The organism is Haloterrigena turkmenica DSM 5511, assembly GCF_000025325.1.
Taxonomy (GTDB): domain Archaea; phylum Halobacteriota; class Halobacteria; order Halobacteriales; family Natrialbaceae; genus Haloterrigena; species Haloterrigena turkmenica.
The window spans coordinates 23,720-49,868 of the sequence record NC_013745.1 but is presented as its reverse complement, the minus strand read 5'-3'; the positions used below and the strand labels follow the sequence as shown (position 1 = coordinate 49,868).

Annotated in this window: 20 protein-coding genes; 6 read left to right on the top strand and 14 right to left on the bottom strand. The window is 64.7% G+C overall.

From position 1 onward, the window contains the following. Positions 1 to 37: 37 nt before the first annotated feature. Positions 38 to 250, top strand: coding sequence for a hypothetical protein (locus HTUR_RS21835; protein WP_012945516.1), 213 nt, complete (start codon positions 38 to 40; stop codon positions 248 to 250). 13 nt (positions 251 to 263) lie between these two features. Here HTUR_RS21835 and HTUR_RS21830 read toward each other — a convergent pair whose 3' ends face one another. The 4 genes from HTUR_RS21830 to HTUR_RS21805 all read right to left on the bottom strand — a co-directional run bounded on the left by HTUR_RS21830 (position 264) and on the right by HTUR_RS21805 (position 7,385). Continuing rightward, entirely contained in the window at positions 264 to 2,462 is a 2,199-nt protein-coding gene (locus HTUR_RS21830) for an alpha-L-arabinofuranosidase C-terminal domain-containing protein (protein ID WP_012945515.1), read from the bottom strand. A gap of 523 nt (positions 2,463 to 2,985) precedes the next feature. Further along, positions 2,986 to 4,686, bottom strand: a complete 1,701-nt coding sequence (locus tag HTUR_RS21825) for a thiamine pyrophosphate-binding protein (protein WP_012945514.1) — start codon at positions 4,684 to 4,686, stop codon at positions 2,986 to 2,988. A 100-nt stretch (positions 4,687 to 4,786) separates the two neighbouring features. Next, complete coding sequence (locus HTUR_RS21820; RefSeq protein ID WP_012945513.1) at positions 4,787 to 5,458, bottom strand: carbohydrate-binding family 9-like protein; 672 nt, start codon at positions 5,456 to 5,458, stop codon at positions 4,787 to 4,789. 988 nt (positions 5,459 to 6,446) lie between these two features. After that, positions 6,447 to 7,385, bottom strand: coding sequence for a dihydrodipicolinate synthase family protein (locus tag HTUR_RS21805; protein ID WP_012945512.1), 939 nt, complete (start codon positions 7,383 to 7,385; stop codon positions 6,447 to 6,449). Positions 7,386 to 7,603: 218 nt separating this feature from the next. Here HTUR_RS21805 and HTUR_RS21800 point away from each other — a divergent pair, with 218 nt between their 5' ends. From HTUR_RS21800 to HTUR_RS21790, 3 genes are read left to right on the top strand one after another with little or no spacing between them, the layout of a single operon-like run. Then, the gene (locus HTUR_RS21800) at positions 7,604 to 8,791 is read left to right on the top strand and encodes a UxaA family hydrolase (RefSeq protein WP_012945511.1); all 1,188 of its coding nucleotides are present in this window, start codon (positions 7,604 to 7,606) and stop codon (positions 8,789 to 8,791) included. Further along, positions 8,788 to 9,108, top strand: coding sequence for a UxaA family hydrolase (locus HTUR_RS21795; RefSeq protein ID WP_012945510.1), 321 nt, complete (start codon positions 8,788 to 8,790; stop codon positions 9,106 to 9,108). Before HTUR_RS21800 ends, HTUR_RS21795 begins: the two co-directional genes overlap by 4 nt. Continuing rightward, positions 9,105 to 10,226 (top strand): UxaA family hydrolase, encoded by a 1,122-nt coding sequence (locus HTUR_RS21790; RefSeq protein WP_012945509.1) that lies wholly within the window; start codon positions 9,105 to 9,107, stop codon positions 10,224 to 10,226. Before HTUR_RS21795 ends, HTUR_RS21790 begins: the two co-directional genes overlap by 4 nt. Before the next feature lie 109 nt (positions 10,227 to 10,335). Here the strand turns inward: HTUR_RS21790 and HTUR_RS21785 are convergent, their stop codons facing one another. From HTUR_RS21785 to HTUR_RS21755, 7 genes are all read right to left on the bottom strand, one after another. Next, positions 10,336 to 12,534 (bottom strand): ABC transporter ATP-binding protein, encoded by a 2,199-nt coding sequence (locus HTUR_RS21785; protein WP_049942031.1) that lies wholly within the window; start codon positions 12,532 to 12,534, stop codon positions 10,336 to 10,338. Between the two features lies 1 nt (position 12,535). After that, entirely contained in the window at positions 12,536 to 13,654 is a 1,119-nt protein-coding gene (locus tag HTUR_RS21780; RefSeq protein WP_012945507.1) for an ABC transporter permease, read from the bottom strand. Then, positions 13,651 to 14,643 (bottom strand): ABC transporter permease, encoded by a 993-nt coding sequence (locus HTUR_RS21775; RefSeq protein ID WP_012945506.1) that lies wholly within the window; start codon positions 14,641 to 14,643, stop codon positions 13,651 to 13,653. Before HTUR_RS21775 ends, HTUR_RS21780 begins: the two co-directional genes overlap by 4 nt. A 185-nt stretch (positions 14,644 to 14,828) precedes the next feature. Then, the gene (locus HTUR_RS21770) at positions 14,829 to 15,023 is read right to left on the bottom strand and encodes a hypothetical protein (protein WP_012945505.1); all 195 of its coding nucleotides are present in this window, start codon (positions 15,021 to 15,023) and stop codon (positions 14,829 to 14,831) included. Between the two features lie 80 nt (positions 15,024 to 15,103). After that, positions 15,104 to 16,918: an ABC transporter substrate-binding protein gene (locus HTUR_RS21765; protein WP_012945504.1), complete on the bottom strand. Its 1,815-nt coding sequence runs from the start codon at positions 16,916 to 16,918 to the stop codon at positions 15,104 to 15,106. A gap of 245 nt (positions 16,919 to 17,163) precedes the next feature. Beyond that, positions 17,164 to 18,978, bottom strand: coding sequence for an ABC transporter substrate-binding protein (locus tag HTUR_RS21760; RefSeq protein WP_012945503.1), 1,815 nt, complete (start codon positions 18,976 to 18,978; stop codon positions 17,164 to 17,166). A 248-nt stretch (positions 18,979 to 19,226) separates the two neighbouring features. Beyond that, complete coding sequence (locus HTUR_RS21755; RefSeq protein WP_148225445.1) at positions 19,227 to 21,038, bottom strand: ABC transporter substrate-binding protein; 1,812 nt, start codon at positions 21,036 to 21,038, stop codon at positions 19,227 to 19,229. Positions 21,039 to 21,243: 205 nt separating this feature from the next. Between HTUR_RS21755 and HTUR_RS21750 the strand changes: the two genes are divergently transcribed. Continuing rightward, the gene (locus HTUR_RS21750; protein ID WP_012945501.1) at positions 21,244 to 22,008 is read left to right on the top strand and encodes an SDR family NAD(P)-dependent oxidoreductase; all 765 of its coding nucleotides are present in this window, start codon (positions 21,244 to 21,246) and stop codon (positions 22,006 to 22,008) included. Between the two features lie 76 nt (positions 22,009 to 22,084). Here HTUR_RS21750 and HTUR_RS21745 read toward each other — a convergent pair whose 3' ends face one another. From HTUR_RS21745 to HTUR_RS21735, 3 genes are all read right to left on the bottom strand, one after another. After that, positions 22,085 to 22,777 (bottom strand): rhamnogalacturonan acetylesterase, encoded by a 693-nt coding sequence (locus HTUR_RS21745; protein ID WP_012945500.1) that lies wholly within the window; start codon positions 22,775 to 22,777, stop codon positions 22,085 to 22,087. Between the two features lie 208 nt (positions 22,778 to 22,985). Further along, entirely contained in the window at positions 22,986 to 23,972 is a 987-nt protein-coding gene (locus tag HTUR_RS21740; RefSeq protein WP_012945499.1) for an LLM class flavin-dependent oxidoreductase, read from the bottom strand. A 144-nt stretch (positions 23,973 to 24,116) separates the two neighbouring features. After that, entirely contained in the window at positions 24,117 to 25,217 is a 1,101-nt protein-coding gene (locus tag HTUR_RS21735) for a Gfo/Idh/MocA family protein (RefSeq protein WP_012945498.1), read from the bottom strand. A 171-nt stretch (positions 25,218 to 25,388) separates the two neighbouring features. Between HTUR_RS21735 and HTUR_RS21730 the strand changes: the two genes are divergently transcribed. Next, on the top strand, positions 25,389 to 26,048 hold the full coding sequence (locus tag HTUR_RS21730) for a ThuA domain-containing protein (protein WP_012945497.1): 660 nt from the start codon (positions 25,389 to 25,391) through the stop codon (positions 26,046 to 26,048). The last annotated feature ends 101 nt before the right edge of the window (positions 26,049 to 26,149 follow it).

Below are 26,149 nucleotides of genomic sequence, written 5' to 3'. Positions count from 1 at the left end.
AGTACTTCTATTACGCCGTCATCGAAACAAGAGTCCAATGGATACGAGCGAAGCCGTCTTTCGGGCGCTCCTCTCGATTACCCTGACGCTGGCGGTCATCCTGCTGGCGTTGTTCCCGTTCCAAGAACCCGGATCGGAAAGTCGCGTAATATCGATCATGGCGCTGAGCGTGCAGGGTGTCATGATCGCCATCGCCACGGCGGGGCTCTACTTCGGCTGGAAGCCGTTCGAGTTTCTCGACGAGATCTAGTGCGTCGGCACAGCTACTCGCCGACGGCCGGCTCCTGATCGCCAGTCACCCGAATCAACGAGTACGGCGGAAGTGACACCGTGACGGTCCCGTCGTCGACCGCCGTCCTGTCGGTCGTCGGCGTGATCCGCCGGGGGTCCTCAAGCGTGTTCGTATCGTACATCGTCTCCGCCGAGAGCCGATCGACCGTCACCACGTCGAGCGATTCCAGCGGCTCACCCGAGAGCGTAACGTCAATGGCGTCCGCCCCGGCGTCGCGGTGGACCAGCACGACTGCGAAATCGTGTTCGTCGGCGTCAGTCACCGCCATCGCGTCGACGGCCGGCGCGTCGGTCACGGGCTCGAGTTCGCCGAACCACTGGCTCGTGTCCGTCCCCCACGCAGTCTCCGTGGAGAAAGAGTGACACGTCACGTCGACGCCGATCGGGGTGCCGCCGACGAGCCCCGTTTCGAGTCGCTGGCCGTAGTAACAGGGATCGGCCCACACTCGTCCCTGGGACTTCCGGAGGCCGCCGCCGTGGTTCCCGACGCCGGAGTGGGTCACCATGTCGACGGTTCCGCTCCGGATGCACTCGTGGATGATCGTGGCGTCGAAGACGGCCTCGGTGACGCTCTTGTTCGTCGGAAGCGTCTCTCGGCTCAGCCGCTGGTCCGCGCTTTCCTCGCTCGCCGACTCACCATCGGCCGCCTCGTCGTCCTCGCGTCCGTCGAATCGGGTGAACAGCTGCAGTTCCGTGATCGCCTGTCGGACGTCCTCGAGGCCGGCGTCCCGGCAGTCGGCGGCGACCGCCTCGTACTCCTCGCGGAGTTGGCTCGCAACGCCCGAGTGAGCGTTGAACAGTTCGACCGGGTCGGTCTCCGGATCGGCGTGACACTCCATGAGGACGTGGTCGGTGAGCCAGTCGCTCGGCTCGAGTTCCCCGAGAAGCGGCTCGTTCCAGTCGGTGTGGCGGTTCCCGCAGGCCATCACCTCGATGGAGTCGTCGACGGCCTCCATCGCCGCCTTGAATCGGCGAAAGCGATCGGCGTTGCCCGTCGGCGTCGTCCAGCCGATCTGCCACGAGCCGTAGAGCTCGTTGCCGATTTCCCAGTAGGTCACGTTGTACGGTTCGGGATGGCCGTGTTCGGCCCGCAGGGCGCCCATCTCGGTGTCGGTCGAGCCGTTGCAGTACTCCACCCACCGGGCCGCCTCCTCGGGCGTTCCGCTGCCGGCGTTGACGCAGATCATCGGCTCGCAGCCGACCGCCGCACAGAGCGCGACGAACTCGTCGGTCCCGAAGAGGTTCGTCTCGAGGGCGTCCCACGCCGGATTCGGCTTCGTCGGCCGCTCTTCGATCGGGCCGACGCCGTCCTCCCAGTGATAGCCCGAGACGAAGTTCCCGCCGGGCCACCGGAGCACGGAGAGATTCAGGTCGGCGAGCAGGTCGACGATCTCGGGATCGGCCGTGGCGACGTGATCGTCGGGATAACAGCAGACGCGGTCGAGGACGACGTTCGCGTCGGAAACCCGCGTGGTCACGCTGAACCCGAACAGCCGCTCGTCGTCCTCGAGTTCGTCCCGTGGCAGTTTCAACGAGAAGTCGACGGTTCGGTTCGCGTCTCGAGCGGTCACGTCGGTCTCCGTGAGCACCTCACCGATCGCTCCGTCGTCGGGATCGACGTCGTGAACTGCGAGTCGAACCGGCGTCTCCGCGGCGGCGCGCAGCGTTATCTGCCCCTCGAACGCGTTCGTACGGTGGACCGGCAGGTGACACCACTGCGCGAGCCCGGCGTAGTCGTCCGTCGACCCGACCTCGAAGCGCTGTGCGCGGTCGTCGGCCGTTCCGACATCGGGGCTCGTCCGGGCGTCCCCGTACGGAAACCACCACAGCGCCGTCCCGTCTCGATAGGCCGTCCGGAGCCGTTCGGCGTCCGGAATTCCGTGCGTCTCGGCGTACGTTTCGATCCGGTCGTCGATCTCGTCGGGGTCGAAGGCAGCGCTGTTGCCGCCGTCCACACCGTACTGCTGGCTGCCGAACTTCCAGGATCCGAACGTGGGATTGTACAGCGCCTGCGCCTCGAGAACGTTCGTCACGTTCCGGGGCGTGTAGAGGTGTTCGCCGAACTTCGAGTAGAGTTCGGGGTTTACCGTCTCGCCCTGTCTCGAGGGGTCGAGACGAACGGTCGCCTGCGATTCGGACTCGTCGCTGGTATGCGTAAAGAGAGCCGTCATGCTCGTCGGTACGATATCGTACCGTACGTGTGATAAACGTGGGGATGATTGCCAGAGGCCGTTCGGTATCGACGGATCTATTTCGCGACCGATCCTCGATCTGAACCCTACCAACGATGATCGCGATCTAATCACCCACGTGTAGTTGGCGCGTTCGGAACCGAATACGCAACGGACCGACAGCTACGGTCCTCGGTTCCACGAAAGCTGTTCTGTGGTACTAAATCAGATTCTGTTCTCAGTAGTGAATCCGCGGTGAAGAAGTTAGACATTCTTAACTACAACCCGTTGGAATATATTTATAACGTTCATTAGGGTAGATGGTATGGAATCTTTCAATCATATTAGTAGATATCGTGGACATTGATCACGAGCTATCCGATCACGCGTAGAGAATCAGATTTAGTTGTGCAGAATAGTATGGCTGCACGGCTCGAGGAAACCGTCCGTTGAGAACGGCGGATCGCTCCATCAGACGGCCAGTCGAACCGATCAAATGCGGTCGGTCTCCGCTTGAGGACGTTCAGAACTCGAGTTCGGAGTCGTAGTCGGCGAACGACGCGGCCGTCGGCTCGTCCGGGTCGACGCGAACGTCGATCAGCTCCGGTCCGTCAGCCCGCGCGAGCGCGGCCTCGACGGCGTCCTCGAGCCCCGAGAGCGTCTGTACCGTCTGTCCACGACAGCCGAACCCCTCGGCGATCGCGGCGAAATCGGGCGAGGACCAGTCGAATCGGTGGCCCTCGGCGTACTGGTCGATGGCGGGTGACTTGCTGATGATCCCGTAGTCCTCGTTGTTGAAGAGAATCGTGAGCACGTCCAAGTCGTACGCCGCGGCCGTGTGCAGTTCCTGCAGGCACATCATGGCCCCGCCGTCGCCCGTCAGCGCGACGACCGGCCGCTCCGGCCTGGCGAGTTTCGCGCCGATCGCGGCCGGGATACCGACGCCCATTCCCGCCCAGGAGCCGGACGTGACGTAGGCTTCCGGCTCCTCCGTCTCGAAGGTCTGCTTGGCCCAGAGCCGGAACCCGCCGATGTCCGTCGTCACGACGGTTTCGCGTGGCAGCGCTTTGCGAAGGGTCCGAAGCGCGCCGGCCGTCGCGATCGGCGCGTCGTCCTCGAGCAGGCCGCGGTCCTCGAGCCGGTCGTCGTACTCCGCGCGGACGCGTCGACCGACGGCGGCCCCGTCCCACGCGCCGTCGGGTCGCTCTCTGGACCCCAGGCCGTCTCGGAGCCGATCGACCGCGCTGCCGACGTCGTCGACGATCGCCACGTCCGAGTCGTAGGCGACGTCGATCCGACTCGAGTCGAGGGTCACGTGGACGAGTGCGTCGCCCATGGGAAGCGACCAGTCGGCGGTCACTACACCGTCGAACCGAGTGCCGAGCGCGAGTACGACGTCGGCGGCCTCGAGCGCGCGTTCCGCTCCCGCTGGGAGGTGACTGGCCGTCACGCCGAGCCAGCGCGGATCGCCCTCGGGGAAGACGCCCTTGCCCTTGTAGGAGGCGACGACGGCAGCGTCGAGCGTCTCGACGAGGGCCCGAACGGCGTCCGGATCACCCGTCCGACGGGCGCCGACGCCGAGGTAGACGACCGGTCGTTCGGCGTCGGCGAGTAGTTGCCGCGCGGTCTCGTACTCCGCGTCACCGTCAAACCGGCTCGTCGGCGGATCGACCGTCACCGGCGGCGAGCAGAACTCGGCGTCGAGGAGCGGCTTCGGGACGCCGAGTCGGACCGGGCCGCACGGCGGCGTCAGCGCGGTTTCGATTCCCGACCGGATCGCTCGGTGGAACTCGACCGGGCGCTCGATCGAGTAGTTCTCCTTGACCACGTTGTCGTAGGTGTCGGGTTCGATCTCGTGGATCGGTCCCTTCCCGCGGTCCTCGGGATCGGCGTCCGCGGCGATGTGGACCAGGGGAACGCGGTCGTCGAGCGCGTTCTTCAGCCCGTGCATCGCGTTCGTATCGCCGGGGCCGGGAACGGTCAGCGTCGCGGCGACGTCGCCGCCGGCCTCATAGTGCCCCCAGGCGATGTGAGGGATCGCGGTCTCGTGGCGGGCCATCACGTACCGGATGTCGTCCCGCCGGTCGACGGTTCGATCCAGCGGCAGCGTCTGCGTTCCGGGAAGTCCGACGAGGAGGTCGATCCCGGCGTCGACCAGCGCGTCGTAGAGCTGTTCGCTTCCGGCCGCGGTCGGCGGGCCGCCCTCGGAGTCGGTCGGATTCATTGCGTGCGACTACGGCGATGCAGCGACATAAATTCCGCCGGTCGTTCGCGGCCGCCGACGGCGAACCCGCGGCAGCGCCGTCGACGACACCACGGGACTGCTATTCGAATCGCAGTCGGCCGAAGTACTCCGGCGAGTGGTAGTCCGGTTCCGGTTTCTCGATCGGGTTCCAGGTCGCCTTCTGTGCGGTCGGAACGCCGCTCCGGTAGAAGTTCCCGCGCCACTCCGTTCCCGACGTCGGCGCGAGGGCTACGCCGGTGAGCGCCTCGAGCGCGTCGAAAGGGACGGCGGCGGCGAGCCACCACTCCTCGTCGTCCGGATGGGGCTCTTTCGTCGGGCCGGGAACGGACGTCTCCACGTCGACGGTCGCGGCGACGTCGGGCGAGACGAGATCGCGGCCGATGCCGCGTTCCTCCCAGTCCCGTTCCTGCCAGGCGAGTTTGAACTGGCCACAGCAGTTGGGCTCGAAGTTGAAGTACCGCGAATCGTCGTCCGGAGTCAGATCGGCGAAGAACTCGACCGAACTGTCTCGGTAGGTCGGGCCGTTGAGTTCGGTCACCGCGGCGGCGATGTCGGTGTCCTCGACGTGATACTGCAGGTAGATCGCCCGGTCGTCGTAGAGGACTCGCCCCGTCGTGAGCGGTTTCGGCCCGCCGTCGTGCCAAGAGAATTCGTCGATGCGGAACGCGGCCGCGTCCGCCCAGGGCGTCCCGGCAACCGTGCCGGTGAGCGGGACATCGGCCGTCGTTCGGCTAATGGTGTACTCCTTCATGTACGATCCCCTTCGAACGGTCCGGTCATAAATCGGGGCGGTCCGCAACGGCCGCCGCACAGACGGCAGGCGAAGTCAGAACGCCGATCCGATCGCCGACCCCGTCAACCTCCCCCACGCCGTTCAGCCGCGTTCCCGCGGAGAGTACCACGGATCGGTGGGACGACAGCGGCCGCCCGAATCGGGTCCGCGAAAACGGATCGCGCCTCCGACTGCTCGCTCCACGATCCCGACGCGGTCGACCAGCTATCGCCTCGGTGGACTCACGGACGCTCAGACGGGTCGTTTCCGCTTCGTTCGCATCGGGATCCTCGACCGAGCCGATGCTGTCGGGTGGTTTTCGCCGAACTGCGGCGAGAGTTCGATCCGACCGAGCGCACGAACGGTTCTCTGGAGGGGAACAATTACAACAGTACGGTTGTAACGGATTCCGGCAGAAACGTGCGAATAAGTCCCAATCGATCGGACTCGAGGCCCGGTCGGACCGCCGTTCGGAATCGATCGGGAGCGATTCGTGAGGTATCCGCACAACCCAGGCCTGAAACTGTCGATTCCCGAGTGACGAACTCGAGTCGCTGGAGAAGTTGCGTCGAATCGACGGCGGCGGGCGTGGGAAACTGGAGTCGGCGATTCGAGGCGCCGACCACTACCCGATTCCGTGGCTAATCCGACGGAAACGAGAGGGAGAGAGTGATCTCCGACGGTGGCAACCGACCCGTGCAGTCACCGGCGCGCGAACTCGACCGGCGTCGCTTACGTGGATCTCGATGAAAACCGTTCCTTCCTGCGGAACGCAACGGTGTCGGCCGCGTGTCGTCACACGGATCACACTCGAACGCGAGATCGGACAGCCGCGAGACGCGACGATCAGTTCCGCACGCGGCGGAATCGGTTCGTCGTCTCGTGACCCATCAGGCCGGCTGCAAAAGGGCAGGTCTCGAAAACGCCGCGCTACAGGCCGCTGTTCGCTGCGGGGATCGTCCTCGAGTCAGTCGATGAGGGATTCGATGTCGTCCTCGAGCTGGTTATACAGCCGTTCGGCCTTCCGCTCCTCTTCGGGCTGGAGCGTGCGAATCGGTTCGCGGACGTTGCCGCCGTGAAGGCCGGCGAGTTCGAGCCCCTTCTTGACCGCCGAGACGCTGATCGCGCCGGCGATCGCGTTATCCTGACCCGCTTCGTCCCGGAAGTTCTGGTAGGGCAGACAGATATTCCGGAGTTCGCAGGCGCGCTCCCAGTCGCCCTCGGAGAGCGCGTCGAACAGTTCGAGCCCGATCTCCGGGCGGAAGTTGCTGACGCCCGCGGAGAAGCCCTCCGCGCCCTCCGCCCAGTACGAGACGGCGTAGGGTTCCGCGAGGCCGTCGACCCAGACGACGTCGTCGGCGCCGGCCTCGACGGCCGCGCCGAGTTTGACCGGATCCTTCAGCGCGTACTTGATCCCGACGACGCCGTCGACGCGGGTGAGGCTGGTGAGGTAGTCGACGGACGGATCGAAGCCGCGGACGTAGGGGACGAGCGGCGTCTCCGTCGCCGAGACGAGATTGCGATAGTACTCCAGTAGTCCCTGCTCGTGGAGGTAGGTGTGGTCCGGCGGCATGATCATCATCGCGTCGACGTCGATGCGATCGTACGCCTGAATCAGTTCCGTGGCGTTGTGCGTGCTGCCGCCGACGCCCGCGAGGACGCAGGCGTCAGACGGGAGCGCGTCGACGCTCGTCTCGGCGACGTCGACGCGCTCGCTGGCCGACAGCGAGTGATACTCGCTGATGTTCGCGGTCGCCAGAAACGTCCGTATTCCCTCGTCGTACAGCTCCTGTGCGTTTTCCGCGATTTTCTCGTGTTCGATCTCGAGGTCGTCGTCGAATGGCGTCAACAGACCGACAGCAACGCCACGGAGACGGCTCCGTACCTGCTCGGCTGGCAATGACATAGAATCTCGATGTATCGCGAATAATATAAATCCATCGCCTAAAGCCGATCTTTCACGGCTCGTTTCGCTCGCGGACGGCGGAACGAAACGTCGCATCGCTCTCGAAATCACCGATTGCTCGGCGACGAACAGCGGTCGTCAGCCCCTCGAGGCGGGCGCCGAACGGATCGGCGGACGCTCGGCAGAAGAATAATGGCGATTCCGCTGGAAGAACGCGTATGGAAACGTTTTCCGGGTACAGACGTGAGGACGGGCGGATCGGCGTCCGCAATCGAGTCGCCGTCCTGCCGACGTCGGTCGCGGCGAGCGCGGTCGCCGATCGGATCGCGGCCAACGGCGGACCGCGCGTGACGGCGACGCCCCACCAGATGGGGACCGAGCAGCCTGAGCCGGCCCGCAGACGCACCGAACGAGTTCTCGCCGGGATCGGCCGCAATCCGAACGTCGGCGGCGCGCTCGTGGTCGAACTGGGAACCGAGGGCGCCGACGCGTCGGCGATTGCCGACGAGATCGCAGCGGCCGACACGCCGGTCGAGACGCTGTCTATCCGCGACGCCGGCGGCACGCGTGCGACCGTCGACCGCGGCCGCGAGACCGTCGATGCGCTCCTCGAGGAGGCGGCGCGCGCTCGCCTCGAGACCGCGGACGCGAGCGAGCTCGTCTTCGGCGTCGAGTGCGGCGGCAGCGACGCCACGAGCGGGATCGCGGCCAACCCCGCGGTGGGGAACGCCTGCGACCGGCTCGTCGAGGCCGGCGGAACGAGCTGCTTCAGCGAGACGCCGGAGTTCATCGGTGCCGAGCACATCCTCGCGGAGCGCTGCGTCGATGAGTCGGTCCGCGAGCGACTCATAGAGTGCGTCGAGAGACGCGAGTCCGTCGCCGACCTGATGGGCGTCGACCTCAGGGGAACCCAGCCGACGCCGGGCAATCAGGAGGGCGGACTGACGACAATCGAGGAGAAGAGCCTGGGCGCCATCGCGAAGGGCGGCACGACGCCGATTCGCGACGTCATCGACTACGCCGACCCGCTGCCGATCGGCGGCGGACTGGTCGTGATGGACACGCCCGGCTACGACGTCGAGAGCGTCGTCGGCAAGGTCGCCGGCGGCGCGCAGGTGATCGCCTTCACCACCGGCCGCGGCAGCACGACCGGGAACCCGATCGCACCGGTGATCAAGGTCACCGGCAATCCCCAGACGGCCGAGCGCATGGCGACCAACATGGACGTCGACGCCAGCACGGTTCTGGACGGCGAGTCGGTCGAGGCCGTCGGCGAGCGCGTCTACGAGACGCTGCTGTCGGTCGCCGACGGCACCAGAACCGAGGCCGAGCGTCGCGGGATGGCCGAGTTCGCGATCAACGAACTCCAGCCGCGAGAGCTGGCATCGCTGGGTGATCCGACGTGAAGGGCGCCGTGCTCGACGACGCGGCGGTGCTGCTGGCCGAGAGCGACACCGTGGCGACGGCGATCGCCGATCTCGAGGCCGGCCGGTCCATCGAGACCGACGACCTGCCGGGCGATCGATCGGCCCTCGAGGTCGCCGAACCGATCGCGTTCGGCCACAAGCTCGCCGTAATGGCGATCGACGCCGGCGAGCCGGTCCGCAAGTACGGCGAGGTCATCGGGACGGCCACCGAGCGGATCGAACCGGGCGAGTGGGTGCACATCCACAACTGCGAGAGCAACCGCGGCCGCGGCGATCTGGCGGAGGGATCGGCGTGACTCGAGAGCCCAGCTCCGCATCGGAAATCGGATTCACGGCCTACGATCGGGACCGCGACGGCGTCGGCGTCCGGAACCGGGTGCTGGTGGTGCCGTCAGTCATCTGTTCGCACACGGTCGCCGACCGGATCGCGAGCGAGGTCCCCGGCGCCGTGAGCACTCCCCACGACCACGGCTGCGGCCAACTGGGCGACGACAGCGAGCGGACCGAGCGGACGCTGGTCGGCGTGGCGGCGAATCCGAACGTCGCCGGCGCGCTCGCCGTCGGGCTCGGCTGCGAGACGGTCCAAAGCGACCGCCTCGCCGGATCGATCGCCGACCGAGGGGTACCGGTCGAGGAGGTCGCGATCCAGCGAGCAGGCGGCACAGACGCGTGTCGCGAGGCGGGGATCGATCGCGCGACGGCCCTCAGAGCGCGGACCGAGGCGACGCGCTCGCAGGTCGGTCTCGAGGCGGCGACGATCGGCGTCGTCAGCAGCGACTGTCGGCCCTCGTCGCTCGAGACGGCGGACCCGCTCGTAGGGAGCGTCGTCGGGCGGATCGTCGACGCCGGCGGCCGCGCCCTGATCGCGGGCAACGAACGGGTCCACGCCCACCCCGACGCCGTTCGCGAACGGGTCGCCACGGCCGAGGCGCGGGAGCGCTTCGACGGCGTGACCGACCGTGCGTACGACTCGCCGGCGGCCGTCACCGCGACGCGAAAGCGCGCCGCGGACGCGACCCCGGAGCAGGTGAGACGGCTCTGGGGCGACCGCTCCGTTCGGGACGTCCTCGAGTACGGGGAGCGGGCTACCCACGACGCCGGCGTCGCGCTGGTCGACGCGCCGTCGGCGTTCGACGAGGCGGCCACGGCGTTGGCCGCCGCCGGCGCGCAGATCGTGATCCACGTCACCGCCGACGGGATCCCCGCCGGCCACCCGATCGTCCCGGTGCTCGCGGTCACCGGCGACCGCGATACGTACGACGCGCTGTGTGACGACCTCGACACGTTCGCCGGCGAAACGACGCCCGACGAACTACTGGCGACGCTGCGGGCGGTCCTCGACGGCGAACCGACGAGTTCGGAACGCCACGGCGTGACGTCCTTTGCGATCACGCGCGTCGGGCCGTCGATATGAGGGGACCCGCAGCTCCCCTCGGTCGGTGAATCGGTGCGAAAACCGGCGCAGAACGGATGTCGGTCGAACGGTGAACGCTATTCTCGAGGCGAAAACGGTTCGACAGCGGTCAGTCGTCGCCCTGTGCGAACAGTTCGTTGTCCTCGGTGATCGACTCGCTGCCCCAGTACTCGTGGTCGTCTAAGACGCGGAAACACGCGGCCTCGTGTAAGTCGTCGTCGGGGATGTCGTAGGCCGCCGGATCCTGGTTCCGACAGACCTCGCGGGCCTTGGCACAGCGCGTGTGGTAGCGACAGCCGCTCGGCGGGTTCGTCGGGTCGGGAATGTCGATCTCGCGGATCGGCGACTCCTCGTCGTTGTCGGCGCCGAGTTCCGGCGTCGCCCAGCACAGCGCCTGCGTGTAGGGATGCTGGGGGTTGTGGATGATCTCGTCCGGCGGACCGATCTCGACCAGTCGGCCGAGGTAGACGACGCCGATCCGACCGCCGGTCTTCTCGGCGATGTACCGCGCGTTCGAGAGGTCGTGCGAGACGAACAGGTACGACGTGTTGAACGTGTCCTGCAGCTGGATCATGAGATCCATCATCTCGACGCGCAGCGAGACGTCGAGCGCGCTGACCGGCTCGTCGGCCATGATGACGTCTGGGTTCATCAGCATCGCCCGGATGAGCGCGACGCGCTGTTGCTCGCCGCCCGAGAGCTGGTGTGGGTAGCGATCGATGTAGTCCTCCGGCGGCGACATCCCGACGTGCTCGAGCAGGCTCAGGATGCGCTGTTTCCGGTCGTTGCCGTCGAGATCGTCGTTCCAGCGCTTGAGCGGCGCCTCGAGGCTCGCCTTGACGCGGCGATGGGGGTTCAGAGCGCTCCCCGGATCCTGGTGGACGATCTGGAGCGATCGGCGGATCTCGTCCCACGACATCGAACCGTCACCGTTGCCCGCCTTGACGTCCCAGATGTCGTTGCCGCGGTAGTTGACGCTCCCGCCGGTCGGCTCCTGGAGGCCGACCGCCGTCTTGCCCAGCGTGGTCTTCCCGCAGCCGGACTCGCCGACGAGGACGACCACGTCCTTCTCGTAGATGTCCATCGAGACGCCGTCGACGGCCTCGACGACTTCGGGCTCGTCGAACATGTCGAGGAAGCCCTTCTCCTTCTCGAAGTGGACCTCGACGTCGTCGAGCGAGACGACCGGTTCGGCCGACGCGGTCCGCGAGGCCGTATCTCCCACGCCGGTCTTCGCCGTCTCGGAGCCCGCGTCGATCGACTCGAGATCGTACGACATCGGAATCTCCTCGCGCGCCTGCTCCCAGTGATGACAATGAGAGATGTGGCTCGCGCCGGCGTCGTACGGACCGGGATCGACGTCCCGACACTCCTGGGTGGCGAGGGGACACCGCCTGTGGAACGAACAGCCCGTCGGGACGTTCACCGGGTCCGGCGCCGACCCCTCGACCGGCTGCATGGTCTCGATCGGCGCCTCGAGGTTTGGCGTCGACTTCAGTAGTAGTCGCGTGTAGGGGTGGGCGGCGTTCTCGAGGATCTCGTCGGTCGGCCCGAGTTCGACGAACTCGAAGGCATAGAGGACCCCGATCCGGTCGGCGATGTCCGCGACCAGCGGCAGGTCGTGGGTGATGAAGACGATCGTCAAATCGTACTCCTCCTTGATCTCCTGGATCAGCGAGATGATCGATCGCTGCATGAGGAGGTCCAGCGCGGCCGTCGGCTCGTCCATCACCAGTACCTCCGGCTTGAGCACCAGGCTCAACGCGATGAGCGCGCGCTGTTTCATCCCGCCCGAGAGCTCGTGCGGGTAGGAGTCAAGGACGCGCTCGGGGTCCAGATAGAGGTCCGAGAGGATGTCCTTCGTCCGCTCCATGCCCTCGTCGATGTCGTAGTCGTGAGCGTCGAGTGTCTCGACGAAGTGGGTTTTGATCTTGCGAACGGGATTGAACGAACTCATCGCGCCCTGGAACACCATCGAGATCTCCTCCCAGCGGAGTTCCTTGAGCCCCTGCTTGTCGAGATTGAGGATATCGATCGGGCTGCCCTCCGGGGGGTGGTACGTGATGTCCCCGTAGAGGACGCCCGGGTCGACGATCGCGTCGAGCAGCGCCGACGCGAGCATGGATTTGCCGCTGCCGCTCTCGCCGACGACGCCGAGGATTTCGTTTCGCTCGATATCCAGATCGACGTCGTCGAGGACGCGCGATTCGCCGCGGTCCATATCGAACGTGACGGACGCGTTGCGTATTTCGAGGATCGAGTCACCTTGTGCCGGTTCGGGTTGGTAGTCGGTTTCGGAAACGGTCATGTTAGACACCCATCGCATCTTGCGTCTGCGTTTCGCCGTCGCCTTCGGTCTCGACGTCGGCGGTCGTCTTCTCGTGTCGGGCCCGGACGCGGGGGTTGAACACCCGGTCTAGGGACTGCCCGAGCAGGGTCAGCCCGACCGAGATGAACACGATCGAGAACATGGGGACGAGGAACCAGTGGATCGCGTCGGGACGGGCGTGCGCGTTCGCCCCGTAGGCCTGGTTCAGGATACTTCCCCAGTTCAGGTTCTTGAAGGGGAGGATCCCGAGGTAGTACAGGGCGACCGCCTCGAAGATGACCTTTCGGCCGGCGTTCGTGAGGTTGATCACCACGAACGGCATCAGGTGCGGAACGATCTCCTTGAAGACGATCGTCGGCGTCCCGATCCCCATCGCCTGCGAAGCCTCGACGAACGACTCCTCCCGGAGCGTGAGCATCTGCGATCTGATCGCCCGGGCGAGGCCGCCCCACGACGCGACGCTCAGCAATATGCCGATCGCGAACGGGTTGCCGAGAATTTGGTCGTCGAACATGAGTCCCAGCACCATCACGAGCGGGAAGCCGGGGATGTTGATGAACACGTCGGTGATCGAACTCAGGACCGTGTCGGTCATGCCGCCCTTGTAGCCGGCGATGGAACCGATAATCGTCCCGATCCCGACGGTAAACACCGCACCCGAGAGGACCATCTTGAGGATCGTCGATGTCGAGTGGACCGTCTGCGAGAGCAGGTCACGCCCCTGATTGTCCGTCCCGAGGGGGTACTCCATGGTCTCGAACGGCGCGGCGAGTGCTGGCCCTTCGGTCACGCCCGTCGGTTCGATGAACAGCGTTCCGACGGTCCCCATGAACAGGTAGAGCGCGACGATCGTGAAGCCGATTCGGGCGCGCCAGTCGCGCCAAATGATAGAGATCGGCGCGTAGATGTACGCGTCGTACAGCTTGCGGTAGCGGTCGCGTCGCGTCTCCTCGTACTCGGAGACGACCTCGAAGGGCGTGCCGACGCCGCCGTCGGTTTCGATCCGTTCGTCGGCGTCCGTCTCGGAGTCGCTGACGATTGCGTCCTCGAAATCCATCCGTTCGTCGTCGTCCGTTGGTGTCTCTGAATTTCGCGTCATTGTGACCTCCGTGCTCGCGGGTCGACGTATCCGTAGGTCAGGTCGGCCAGCAGCAGAGAGATGACCATCGCCACCGTAATGACCATGAATCCGCCCATCATGAGCGGGTAGTCGCGCTGGTGGGTCGCGGACAGCATGTACCAGCCGACTCCGCGGTACTGGAACACCTGCTCTAAGACGATCGACCCGCCGAACATCTCGCCGATACTGATCAGCAGGGTCGTGTACATCGGCAGGACGGCGTTGCGGGCGACGTACTGGGTAGAGATCGTAATGTCCGAGAGACCGCGGAGACGGGCGACGCGGAGGTAGTCCTCACCGAGGACGCGGATACTGTTTCCGCGCATTCCCAGCGAGGCGACGCCGGAGGCGACGAGCATGGAGATGACCGGTAGTGCAGCGTGGCGAACGATCCCGCTGATGTACACCAGATTGAACCCCGGATCCGTAGCGATCGGCTGGCGACCGCCGGTGGGAAACCAGCTCAGTCGGTACGCCAGGAAGATCAACAGGAGGATCGCGAGCACGTAGAACGGGATCGATCCCATCAGGACGGCGTACGACGTCAGCCCGACGTCCAGCTTTCCGCCCTCCCAGTAGGCCATCAGCGCACCGATGGAGATGCCGATAAAGAAGCTGATGAAGACCGCCCAGCTCAGCACGAACAACGTCCACGGAACGGCCTCCGCGATGATATCGACGACCGGCCGACTGTAGTAGACGGACTGTCCCAGATCCCCCTGCAGCGTGTTCGAAACGTAGGAAACGTACGCGGGCAAGAGCGGTGCGTCGGGATCGATCGTCATCCGAAGTTCGACGAGTTCGCGAGCCCGCGCCGGGTTGATACCCTGCCGGGCCAGTCGGGTTACCATCGCACCCATCATGTTCCCGGGCATTAGCCGCACCAACGCGAATGAGAGCGTTATCACGGCCCATACCGTGAACGCCGCCTGCCCGAGTCTCCTGATACGCCAGTCTATCGTTACCATAGTGATGCGTATTTATTCAGAATGGTTCATTATCAAGGTTTCCCATCGTCATCGAAAGCTGATAGGAGTCGACAGGACCCCAGTGCGAAAAAACGACCGTCCACTCGAGCGAACGATTCTCCGCGGTCCTGGAAGCTATCTGATAGCCGGTTGCGACCGGATTGAACGCCGATCGAGACGACCGATCAGAACGGCTCCCAGCCGGTATAGATCACCGCGACGCTCGCGACTAACGAGAGGACGACTGGAATGAGCGTGAGTACCGCGATGACGAACGGGCCCGTCCCGGGTTCGATAAAGAGAAACGAGAACCCGAGCAGTAGCAAGAACAGAAAGTTAACGCCGAGAACGATCTGCGAAGCGGACTGGAGGAATCCCATACGAACTCATTCCCCGAGACGCTCTTAAATCTTAGTCTGCGGGGACAGTGTGTCGTCGTCGCGGTCGTGACGGGACGGTGTTACCCGATGTACTCCATGCTCGCCTCGTCCGTCTTTGGGATGAGGTAGAGCGCGTCCTCGGTGCCGTCGATGATGCCGTCCGGCGCGTCGAGTTCCCAGTTGTCGGCGTTGTAGGCGCCGGCGTCGGGCTGGAACATCACTTCCATCTCCGGGAGGGTCTGGTTCCACCACCACATCAGTTCCTTGTGGTACTGATCATCGTCGGTGACCTGCCACTGACGGATGTGCTCCTCGACGTTGATCTCCTTCGTCCCCTCGGAGCCCTCCGGGTCGCCGACGGGCATCGGGATCTCCGCGTTGGGGTCGAAGTGCGAGATCGACTGGATCCAGTTCGGCACGAGATCGAGCGCCCACATCGCGCGGACGCCGTTGGCCGAGGAACCGTCGGGCATCATGTCGTACTCGCCGTTCTGTCGGCGCTCGTCGAACGTCGCGTCGTCGACCTGCTCCTGGTTCGTCTTGATGCCGAAGTCGTTCAGGTTCTGTTTGAGAACGCCGAAGTCCTTCCGCTCGGAGCCGTTCATGATGTTGATCTCGAACTCCTCTCCGTCCGGCGTGTACCACTGCCCGTCCTCGAGCGTGTAGCCCTCCTCCTCGAGGAGTTCGGTAGCGCGCTCGGTGTCGTTCTGGCCGTACTTGGGGAAGTCCTGGACCCACTCCGCGGCGTCGTGAGTACCGCTGTCCAGCACGTTTCCGGGAACGCGACACGGCGCCCAGTCGAACATCCGGTTGACGCCTTCGAGGACCTCGGTGACCTGCTGGCGGTCGAAGACGTGACAGACCGCCTTGCGGACGTTCACGCTCGAGAAGGGCGTGTCGTAAGAGACGTCGTGGCCGCAGTTGAACGTGAACAGTTTGTTGGTCGAGAAGCTCTCCTTGATGAGCGTGTGCCCGCTGGGGAGCTGGCTCTTGACGTCGTCCTCGACGGGGAACTGGGTGTGCGCGGCGTCGACCTCGCCGTTTGCGTACGGCTGGGTCGGGTTGTTGTTCTCGTAGAGGTGCATCGAGTACTCGCTGAAGTTGATGTTGTCGGCGTTCGGGTGGTCCTCGTACTTCTCGAAGACCATCACGTTGTCCCCGATATCGGCGACCTGGAACGGACCGTTCCCGTTCGCGTCCTCGAGGTTCGGATACCCCTCCGACGTGATCTCCTCGAGGATGGACTCCATCCCGGAGTCGTCGGCGTTCTGCAACTGCTCGTGCCAGTCGGTCCACTGGTCGTCCGAGGAATTGGTGAAGATGCCGCGACTCTCGTCACCCACGAGATCGGCGGTGGCGTTCTGGACCGCGACTGTCTCCGAGAGCGGGTCGTGGAAGTTGATCTGCGCCGTGTACTCGTCGGGCGCCTCGGCGGACTCGATGAACTGGTGTGGTCGCGCCCCGTCCTCCGCCTGGTACTCGAGGATCGCGAGGGACATCTGCAGCTGCATGACCCAGTCCTCGGCGGTGAGGTCGTCGCCGTTGTGCCAGGTCCAGTCCTCGCTGAACGTCATCTCCAGCGTGGTGTCGTCGGCCATCTCCCAGTCGGTCGCGATCAGGGGATAGACCGCGTCCTCCGCCGGACTGTACATCACGGGTCGGTCGAAGATGAGCGCCCCTGGGTGCCACGTCCCGCGCTGGGTCGGGTTGTAGGGGTTGCAGTGACGCTGGGACGGCAGCGTCCCGCTCGTCTCCGGGTCGAACACTCGGAATCGATCTGTGCTACTGCTCCCACCGAGACATCCGGCAACGAGGGCTGTGCCACCCACAGCGCTGTATTTCAGGACATCTCGTCGGCTAGGACCGCTGTTCCGCCAGTTGTTACCCTCTGGCATACTCCCTAGTCATAGAAGGGGATATATATAATTAACCATTGGACGGTTTCCAGCGGTGGACGGACCAGTTTGCCACACGTTCGCTCGATACAACCTGTCAACGATTCGTGCTCATCTGGAATTAGGACCGATCTGCCGCCCGGTGTGAATTCGTTCGACTTCGTAACGGCCGAGACAGAATCATCGCCGGAACCGATTCATCGGTCGCGATAGTCCGACGGAGGGGTCGAAACGGCGGACTCCGCTCAGCCCGTGTACTCCATGCTCGCCTCGTCCATCTTCGGGATGAGGTAGAGCGCGTCCTCGGTGCCGTCGATGACGCCGTCGGGCGCGTCGAGTTCCCAGTTGTCGGCGTTGTAGGCGCCGGCGTCGGGCTGATACATCGTTTCCATCTGTGGAACGGTCTGGTTCCACCACCACATCAGTTCCTTGTGGTACTGATCGTCGTCGGTGACCTGCCACTCCCGAATGTGTTCCTCGACGTTGAACGTCTTCGTCCCGCTCGAGCCCTCGGGGTCGCCGACGGGCATCGGAATCTCCGCGTTGGGATCGAAATGCGTGATCTGACTGAGCCAACCCGGCACGAGATCCAGCGCCCACATCGCCCGGACGCCGTTGGCCGAGGAGCCGTCGGGCACGATGTCGAACTCGCCGTTCTGTCGGCGCTCGGAGAGCGTCGCGTCGTCGACTTCTTCCTGATTCGTCGCGATACCGAACTCGTTCAGATTGTCCTTGAGAACGCCGAAGTCCTTCCGTTTGGTCCCACCCAGGACGTCGATCTCGAACCGGTCACCGTCCGGCGTATACCACGCACCGTCGTCTCGCTGGAATCCCTCCCGTTCGAGGAGTTCAGCGGCGCGTTCGGTGTCGTTCTGGCCGTACTCGGTGAAGTCCTGAATCCACTCCGCGGCGTCGTGGGAACCGCTGTCCAGCACGTTTCCGGGGACGCGACACGACGGCCAGTCGAACATCCGGTTGACGCCTTCGAGGACCTCGGTGACCTGCTGGCGGTCGAAGACGTGGCAGACCGCCTTGCGGACGTTCGCGTTCGAGAGGTACGTGTCGTAGGAAACGTCGTGTCCGCAGTTGAACGAGAACAGCTTGTTGGTCGAGAAGCTCTCCTTGATGAGCGTGTGTCCCCCGGGGAGTTGGCTTTTGACGTCGTCTTCGACTGGGAACTGCGTGTGTGCGGCGTCGACCTCGCCGTTAGCGTACGGTTGGGTTGGGTTGTTGTTCTCGTAGAGGTGGACCGAGTACTCGCTGAAGTTGATGTTGTCAGCGTTCGGATGGTCCTCGTACTTCTCGAAGACCATTACGTTGTCACCGATGTCGGCGACCTCGAACGGGCCGTTACCGATCGCGTCCTCGAGTAACGGATATCCCTCCGATGTGAGCTCCTCGAGGAGCGATTCCATCTCGGAGTCGTCGGCCTCCATGAGCTGGCTGTGCCACTCGCTCCACTGGTCGTCGTCGTGTTTGGTGAAGATGCCGCGGCTCTCGTCGCCGACGAGGTCCGCGATAGCGTTCTGGACCGCGACCGCCTCCGAGAGCGGATCGTGGAGGCTGATCTGTACCGTCTGCTCGTCGGGCGCTTCGGCGGACTCGATGAACTGGTGCGGACGGTCGCCGTCCTCGGCCTGGTGCTCGAGAATCGCGAGCGCCATCTGGAGCTGCATAACCCAGTCGTCGGCGACGAGTTGATCGCCGTTGTGCCAGGTCCACTCGTCGCTGAACGTGAACTCCAGCGTGGTATCGTCGACCATCTCCCAGTCGGTCGCGACCAGGGGATAGACCTCGTCTTCCGCCGGACTGTGGATGGCGGGACGGTCGAAGATGAGTGCCCCCGGATGCCACGTCCCGCGTTGGGTCGGGTTGAACGGATTACAGTGGCGCTCCGACGGGAGCGTCCCGCTCGACTGCGGATCGAACACCCGGAACCGATCCGTGCTACTTCCCCCACCGAGACAGCCAGCGACGAGAGCCGTGCCACCCACAGCGCCGTATTTTAGGACATCTCTTCGACTGTGATCGCCATTCCGACAGCTATTACCGTCTTCCATATTCGTTAATGAATTAGAGATGTGTACATATATTTACGGGTTTTTCTCAGTGGCGGGTGAAACGAGTCGGCGTTTCGTCGTCCGAGACAGCCCGTCACCGCCTCGTGTCATCCGGAGAGCGGATCGAACTGCTAGTCAGTGCGGCTCCGAACGGAGTCGCAGGGCCGGAGTGTCGATTCGACACTGACGCCGATCCGTCAATCGCAGCGATCCGAGGCGGGGTTCGATCGAGTCGGCGAACGCTGCTATCAGCCCGTGTACTCCATCGTCGCCTCGTCCGTCTTGGTAACGAGGTACAGCGCGTCGTCGATCCCGTGGACGATGCCGTCCGGCCCGTCGATCGTCCAGTTGTCGCCGTTGTAAGCGCCGGCGTCGGGCTGGAACATCGCCTCCATCTGCGGGACGTTCTGATTCCACCACCACAGCAACTCACGGTGGTACTGGTCGTCGTCGGAGATGCGCCAGTCCCGGATGTGTTCCTCGACGTTGAACGTCTTCGTCCCGCTCGAGCCCTCGGGATCGCCGACGGGCATCGGGATCTCCGCGTTGGGGTCGAAGTGCGTGATCGACTGGATCCAGGTCGGCACGAGGTCCAGTTCCCACATCGCGCGGACGCCGTTAGCGGACGACGTGTCAGGCATCATGTCGTACTCGCCGGCGTGGCGGCGCTCGTCGAACGTCGCATCGTCGACCTGCTCCTGGTTCGTCTTGATGCCGAACTCGTTCAGATTATTCTTGAGGACGCCGATATGCTTCTGCTCGGAGCCGTTCATGATATCGATCTCGAAGCGGTCACCGTCCGGCGTGTACCACTGCCCGTCTTCGAGCGTGTAGCCCTCTCCTTCGAGGAGTTCGGCGGCGCGTTCAGTGTCGTTCTGGCCGTACTTGGTGAAGTCCTCGACCCAGTCCGCAGCGTCATGAGAACCGCTCTCCAGAGTGGTCCCGGGGACGCGACACGGCGGCCAATCGAAGAGCTGATTGACGCCCTCGAGGACCCCAGAGACCTGCTGGCGGTCGAAGACGTGGCAGACCGCCTTCCGGACGTTCGCGTTCGAGAAGGGCGTATCGTAGTTGACGTTGTGACCGCAGTTGAACGTGAGCAGCTTGTTGGTCGACAGATTTTCCCTGACGAGGGAGTGTCCGTCGGGGAGTTGGCTCTTGACGTCGTCCTTCACGGGGAACTCGTTGTGTGCGCCGTCGACCTCGCCGTTGACGTACGGCTGCGTCGGGATATCGGTATCGAAGAGATGGATCGAGAATTCGCTGAAATTGAGGTTGTCAGCGTTCGGATGGTCCTCGTACTTCTCGAAGATCATGACGTTGTCCCCGATATCGGCGACCTGGAACGGCCCGTTTCCGATCGCGTCCTCGACCTTCGGATACCCCTCCGACGTGAGCTCACCGACGAGGGTCTCCATCTCGGAATCGTCGGCGTTCTGCAGTTGCTCGTGCCACTCGCTCCACTGGTCGTCGTCGTGTTTGGTGAAGATGCCGCGACCCTCGTCGCCGAGGATGTCGGCGGTGGCGTTCTGGATCGCGACCGTCTCCGGGATCGGATCGTAGAGGCTGACCCGCGCCGTCTGCTCATCGGGCGCCTCGACGGACTCGATGAACTGGTGGGGTCGCTCGCCGTCTTCGGCCTGGAACTCGAGAATCGAGAGCGTCATCTGCAGCTGCATGACCCAGTCGTCGGCGACGAGCTGATCGCCGTTGTGCCAGGTCCACTCGTCGCTGAACGTCATCTCCAGCGTGGTGTCGTCGGCCATCTCCCAGTCGGTCACGATCAGGGGGTAGACTTCGACCTCCGCCGGACTGTACATCACGGGCCGGTCGCAGATGAGCGCTCCCGGATGCCACGTCCCGCGCTGGGTCGGGTTGAACGGATTACAGTGACGCTGGGACGGCAGCGTCCCGCTCGTCTCCGGATCGAACACGCGGAATCGATCCGTGCTACTGCTCCCACCGAGGCAGCCGGCGGCGAGAACGGTCCCTCCCGCGGCGCCGTATTTGAGGACGTCTCGTCGGTACGTTCCACTGTCCTGTGAATCGTTATCTTGCACCACGAGCAGCAGTTACACGAAGCTCTATTTATAATTTAGTGACGGAGGTGATCACGACGCGAATAGCCCCGAGGCGATTCGCGAACGCGGACGCTGTCGCGGCGTCGCTAACGAAGCGAATTGGGCCGAGACGAGCGACAGCGCGTCGAATCGCGAGCAGTGTGGCAAACGTTTTATCGACGTTCCGAGACGAGTACGATATCGCATGGACGACAGCACTGTCATCGTCACCGGCTCGAGCAAAGGCATCGGTAAGGCACTCACGGAGCGCTTCGCCGCGGAGGGCGCGAACGTCGTCGTGAACTCCCGGGACGGCGCTCGCGCCGAGGCCGTCGCCGAGGAGATCGTCGCCGACGGCGGGACCGCCGTCGGGATCGAAGCGGACGTCAGCGACCGTGCCGAGGTGCAGGCGCTCGTCGACGGCGCCGTCGAGGAGTTCGGCTCGCTCGACGTCATGGTGAACAACGCCGGGAACACGGTCATCGCCCCCGCCCTCGAGATGGATCCCGACGACTGGCGGCACGTGATCGAGGTGAACCTGACCGGCGTCTTCTTCGGGATGCAGGCCGCGGGTCAGCAGCTGGTCGAGCAGGGGACCGGCGGGCAGATCGTCAACATCAGCAGCATGATCGGACAGCAAGGGTTCGCACAGCGGGCCCCCTACTGTGCCTCCAAGGCCGGCGTGGACAACCTGACCAGGGTCTTCGCGACCGAACTGGCCGAACACGACGTGCACGTGAACGCGCTCGCGCCGGGGTTCATCCGCACGGACATCACCGAACAGACCCAGGATGCGGCAGGCTACACCGACGAGGACGTCCACCGGCGGGCGCCGCTCGGACGGTTCGGCACGATGGAGGAGGTCGCGAACTGCGTTCGCTTCCTCGCCGGCGGCGACCACTACATCACCGGGGAGGTCCTCCGCGCCGACGGCGGCTGGATGGCCAACGCCTGGGGTCCGGACGAGTAGCTCTCGCGTAGAACTGCGCTCTCGAGGGTGAAAGGCGGCGGAGAAACGCACGACTCGAGCGCTCGGCGTGAACCGCTCACCGATCGTCGAGGACGACGCGTGACGCCAACTCGAGGTTCAGTTCTTCGATCCCGTCGAGGACCAGTTCGGCCATCCGTCGAGCCCCGTACTCGCTGAAGTGCGTGTCGTCGGTCACGCCGTCGGGATAGTTGGAGTGTTCGCCCGGCGACAGGTGAAGGTAGAGCGACGTCGACTCCTCCGGACCCAGTTCGCTCAGAAGCGACCGACTCCGCTCGTCCGCGTCGATGAGTGGCACGTCCCGATCGCGCGCTACCTCCCGCGTTAGCTCCGAATAGACTCGATGGGTGTCTTTCGGGGTTCCCTCCTCGTCGAAGTGACGGCGCGCGACGGGCGTGAGCAACACCGGCGACGCCCCGCACTCGCGTGTCTCGTCGACGAATTTCTCGAGATTGGCGGTGAACTCCGCTTCGGTCGTATACTGTTCTTTCGAGGGCACCTCGTCGTTGTGGCCGAACTGGATGAACACGTAGTGAGTCTCGGTCAGGTCGCGAACGACCGGCTCCCAACGGCCTTCCTCGAGGAAGGTACGGGTGCTGCGCCCGTTGCGGGCGTGGTTTTCCACCGTCACCGAGTCATCGAAGCGGTCGGCGAACGGCATTCCCCAGCCCGTTTCGGGGCGAGCGCTCGCCTCTTTCTCGGCTATGGTGGAATCCCCGATCAGGTGGACGGTGATCTGCTCGGACGACATTCAGCTAGTGGTAATCGGGTTGAAATATATAAGCATTGGTACCGGCTGACCCGCTCCGTGAACCACGGCGAGTGCGGGAATCACGCCGTAACGGGGCAGCCGGCAGCCGTTCGCGGGACTCGTGGGACGAAGAATTCGGTGCGGACGCCGCCGCGGCGGACGGCGACGGCCAGAGAGGTCTCGAGAAGAGCCGTTCGAACGCGATCGGCTAGTTAAACTCGGGAATGACCTCCTCGCCGAACAGACGGATCTGATCCTCGACGAGGTCCTTGGGCATCCCGGAGTGGTGGAACCGGAGCGTGAGGTGGTCAAGCGGGAAGCGCTCCCGGATCGACTCGATCTGCTCGACGATCTGCTCGGGCGTGCCGTAGATGAAGCGGTCGTCGGCCAGTTCCTCGAAGTCCTCGACGGAGTCGGCCGTCATCAGCGGGTGCGAGAACTCGCCGCCGTACTCGTCGAGGTAGGTCCGGTGGACGTACTCCTTGCGCTCCATGACCTCCTCCTCGGTCTCGGCGATGACCGCCTCGCGCATCAGCGGGTGTTCGACGTCGTCCCAGTTCTGGTCGCTGTCCTCGATGTGCTTGCGCTGTTGCTCCTTGCGGTCCTCGACGATGCCCAGGTCCGCGACGACGCCGGGAACCCAGGCGTCGCTGAACTTGACAGAGCGGGCGATCTGCTTGTCGCCCCAGCCGCCGACCCAGAGATCAGGCCGCGGCTCCTGGACCGTCGACGGGAGCGGCTGCCAGTCCTCGACCTCGAAGAACGGACACTCGAACGAGATCGGTTCGTCCGAGGAGAGGAACTTGTCGAGGAAGCGCAGCCCCTCGATCATGCGCCCTGCGCGCTCGTCCATCGGAACGTCGAACGCCTCGAACTCCTCTTCGACGTAGCCGAGCCCGACGCCGAGCGTGAGTCGACCGTTGGAGATGTTGTCGAGCATCGCCGCGCGCTGAGCCACGTGCAGCGGGTGGTACAGCGGCAGGATCAGTACCGACGTGACGAGCTCGAGCTCCTCCGTTCCGGTCCCGATGCTGGTCAGACGGGTCAGCGGCGACGGCCAGTAGTTATCGCCCTCGGTCGCCTGGTGGTCGTTTACCCAACAGGACTCGAACCCAACCTGCTCTGCGAGTTGGCATTGTTCGACGACACCGTCCCACGACCGTCCGCCTTCGACGGGGAAAATACCGAATTTCATACGTTACGATACTAGAATGCGGTCAGCTACTATATACATTTTCTGTTGCTCAATTTCCGCGCGGTCGTCCAGTTTTCGAAAACGGTGTTCGATTTGAGACAACCGGTCCCGTCTCGAGTCGGTCGTCGCGGCGGCGCCGATCGGTCAGTCTCCGATCGACTCGGGGAACGTCGGCGGCAGCGGGTCGGGATGCTCGACGCTCGTCTCGAGGGAGACGTGGGCGCCGTCGTCCGAGGCGTCGCGTATCCCGCCGAGGATCTCGAGGACGTGCTCGGCGAGGGCGCCGCTCGTCCGGTGGCTCCAGTCGCCGCGGACGGCGGCCGCGAGATCCGCGACGCCAGCCCCCCGGCCGTCGGTGTACTCGTGGGTCGGCTCGACGTCCGTCGTCGTCCCGTCCCCCGAGCGAATCCGAACGGGTCCCTCGAATCGGTTCGGGTCCGGGAGCTGGAGGGTCCCCTCGGTCCCGTAGATCTCGAACGCGGGGGAGCCGAACGTCGATCGGCCGGGCGCGTCGAAGCTCGTCAGGACGTTCGCGACCGCCCCGTTGGCGAAATCGATGACTCCGGACTCGTGGGTGGGGACCTCGACGTCGATGGTCTCTCCGCGGCGGGGATCGCTCGCAATCGTCCGCCGTTCGAACGTACGGGCGGTCGATCCGGTAACTCGACTGGCGGGGCCGAGCAGGGAGACGAGCGCGGTCACGTAGTACGGACCCATGTCGAAGAGCGGACCGCCGCCACGCTGGTAGTAGAGGTCGGGCGACGGATGCCAGCTCTCGTGTCCGCCCGACGTCCAGACGGCCGTCGCGCCCACCGGTCGGCCGATTCGCCCGTCGTCGATGACAGAGCGAGCGGTCTGTAACCCCGCGCCCAACACGGTGTCCGGGGCCGATCCGACCAGTACCCCCTCCGTCGCTGCCGTATCGAGAATCGTCTCAGCGTCTCCGAAGCTAGCGGCCAGTGGCTTCTCGACGTAGACGTGCTTGCCCGCCCGTAAGACGTCGCGACACGTCTCGCGGTGAACCGACGGCGGCGTCAGATTGACGATCAGTTCGACGTCGGCGGCGGTGAGTAGCTCATCGGGATCGCACGCTCGCAGGCCATACTCGTCGGCCGTTTCCCGCGCTCGCTCCGCGTCGAGATCGGCGCAGGCGACGATGTCGAACGCCTCGAAGCGGTCGTCTGCCTCAAAGTACGCGTCGCTGATCGTGCCGCAGCCGAGCACGCCTGTTCGAACTGAATCCATACGGTTCGTCCCGACGAAACGAAAGAAAAGGACTTCGGTCGAGACCCGTAGCGCACCGAGGTCGAAGAACGGGCACGCTCGGTGATCGAGGAAGGCCGTCCCGATTCGGATTCGAATTCGATCCCCGCTCGAGGAAGTAGAAATAAGTGCTCTCAACTGTTCTCCGCAGGTATGAAAACCGATAAACGGGCGCTGATCGTGGGCGGAAACCGGTTCCCGTTTCACCGATTCGAACGGATGGGGCCGCTGCTCGAGGACGCGCTCGCCCCGGCCGGCATCGAGGCCGAGCTGACGACCGACCGGGACGCATTGACCGATCTCGACGGCTACGACGTCCTCGTCGATTACACGACCGACAGCACGCTCACCGACGAGCAGCGCGAGGGCCTCCTGTCGTTCGTGGACGCGGGCAACGGCTACGCGGGCGTTCACTCCGCGTCGGATCTGACGACCGTCGACGGGGAGAACCGGGACGAGCCCGCACCCGAACTTCGGGAGCTGATCGGTGGCCACTTCATCACTCATCCGTCCCAGGGGGCGTTCGACGTGAACGTCGTCTACAGCCACCACCCCGTCTCGGCCGATCTCGAGGACTTCCGCGTCTGGGACGAGCCGTACGTCCTCGAGTGCGACGACGACCTCACGGTGCTCGCGAGGATGGACCATCCCGAAATCGAGGACATGCCGGTCTCGTGGGTGAAGGAGTACGGAGACGGACGCGTGTTCTACTGTTCGCTCGGGCACGACCGGCCGGCGATCACCGCCGACGGAACGCGAGCGCTCCTGCGAAACGGCGTGCGCTGGGCGGCCGATAGCTCGGCCGGCGACTAGCGATCTACAGCCGGAGTGCCGGCCCGACAGTCGGGCCGGGTCGATGTCTCGTACCTTCGAGTCGTCGGAACGTTCAAGAGCGAACCGGTCGCATCCCACAC

Coding starts and splice junctions, on each gene's coding strand:
- HTUR_RS21735 (WP_012945498.1), bottom strand. CDS start 25,217: ATGGATTCAGTTCGAACAGGCGTGCTCGGCTGCGGCACGATCAGCGAC.
- HTUR_RS21775 (WP_012945506.1), bottom strand. CDS start 14,643: ATGGTAACGATAGACTGGCGTATCAGGAGACTCGGGCAGGCGGCGTTC.
- HTUR_RS21820 (WP_012945513.1), bottom strand. CDS start 5,458: ATGAAGGAGTACACCATTAGCCGAACGACGGCCGATGTCCCGCTCACC.
- HTUR_RS21750 (WP_012945501.1), top strand. CDS start 21,244: ATGGACGACAGCACTGTCATCGTCACCGGCTCGAGCAAAGGCATCGGT.
- HTUR_RS21825 (WP_012945514.1), bottom strand. CDS start 4,686: ATGAATCCGACCGACTCCGAGGGCGGCCCGCCGACCGCGGCCGGAAGC.
- HTUR_RS21780 (WP_012945507.1), bottom strand. CDS start 13,654: ATGACGCGAAATTCAGAGACACCAACGGACGACGACGAACGGATGGAT.
- HTUR_RS21830 (WP_012945515.1), bottom strand. CDS start 2,462: ATGACGGCTCTCTTTACGCATACCAGCGACGAGTCCGAATCGCAGGCG.
- HTUR_RS21800 (WP_012945511.1), top strand. CDS start 7,604: ATGGAAACGTTTTCCGGGTACAGACGTGAGGACGGGCGGATCGGCGTC.
- HTUR_RS21745 (WP_012945500.1), bottom strand. CDS start 22,777: ATGTCGTCCGAGCAGATCACCGTCCACCTGATCGGGGATTCCACCATA.
- HTUR_RS21730 (WP_012945497.1), top strand. CDS start 25,389: ATGAAAACCGATAAACGGGCGCTGATCGTGGGCGGAAACCGGTTCCCG.
- HTUR_RS21805 (WP_012945512.1), bottom strand. CDS start 7,385: ATGTCATTGCCAGCCGAGCAGGTACGGAGCCGTCTCCGTGGCGTTGCT.
- HTUR_RS21785 (WP_049942031.1), bottom strand. CDS start 12,534: ATGACCGTTTCCGAAACCGACTACCAACCCGAACCGGCACAAGGTGAC.
- HTUR_RS21765 (WP_012945504.1), bottom strand. CDS start 16,918: ATGCCAGAGGGTAACAACTGGCGGAACAGCGGTCCTAGCCGACGAGAT.
- HTUR_RS21740 (WP_012945499.1), bottom strand. CDS start 23,972: ATGAAATTCGGTATTTTCCCCGTCGAAGGCGGACGGTCGTGGGACGGT.
- HTUR_RS21760 (WP_012945503.1), bottom strand. CDS start 18,978: ATGGAAGACGGTAATAGCTGTCGGAATGGCGATCACAGTCGAAGAGAT.
- HTUR_RS21835 (WP_012945516.1), top strand. CDS start 38: ATGGATACGAGCGAAGCCGTCTTTCGGGCGCTCCTCTCGATTACCCTG.
- HTUR_RS21770 (WP_012945505.1), bottom strand. CDS start 15,023: ATGGGATTCCTCCAGTCCGCTTCGCAGATCGTTCTCGGCGTTAACTTT.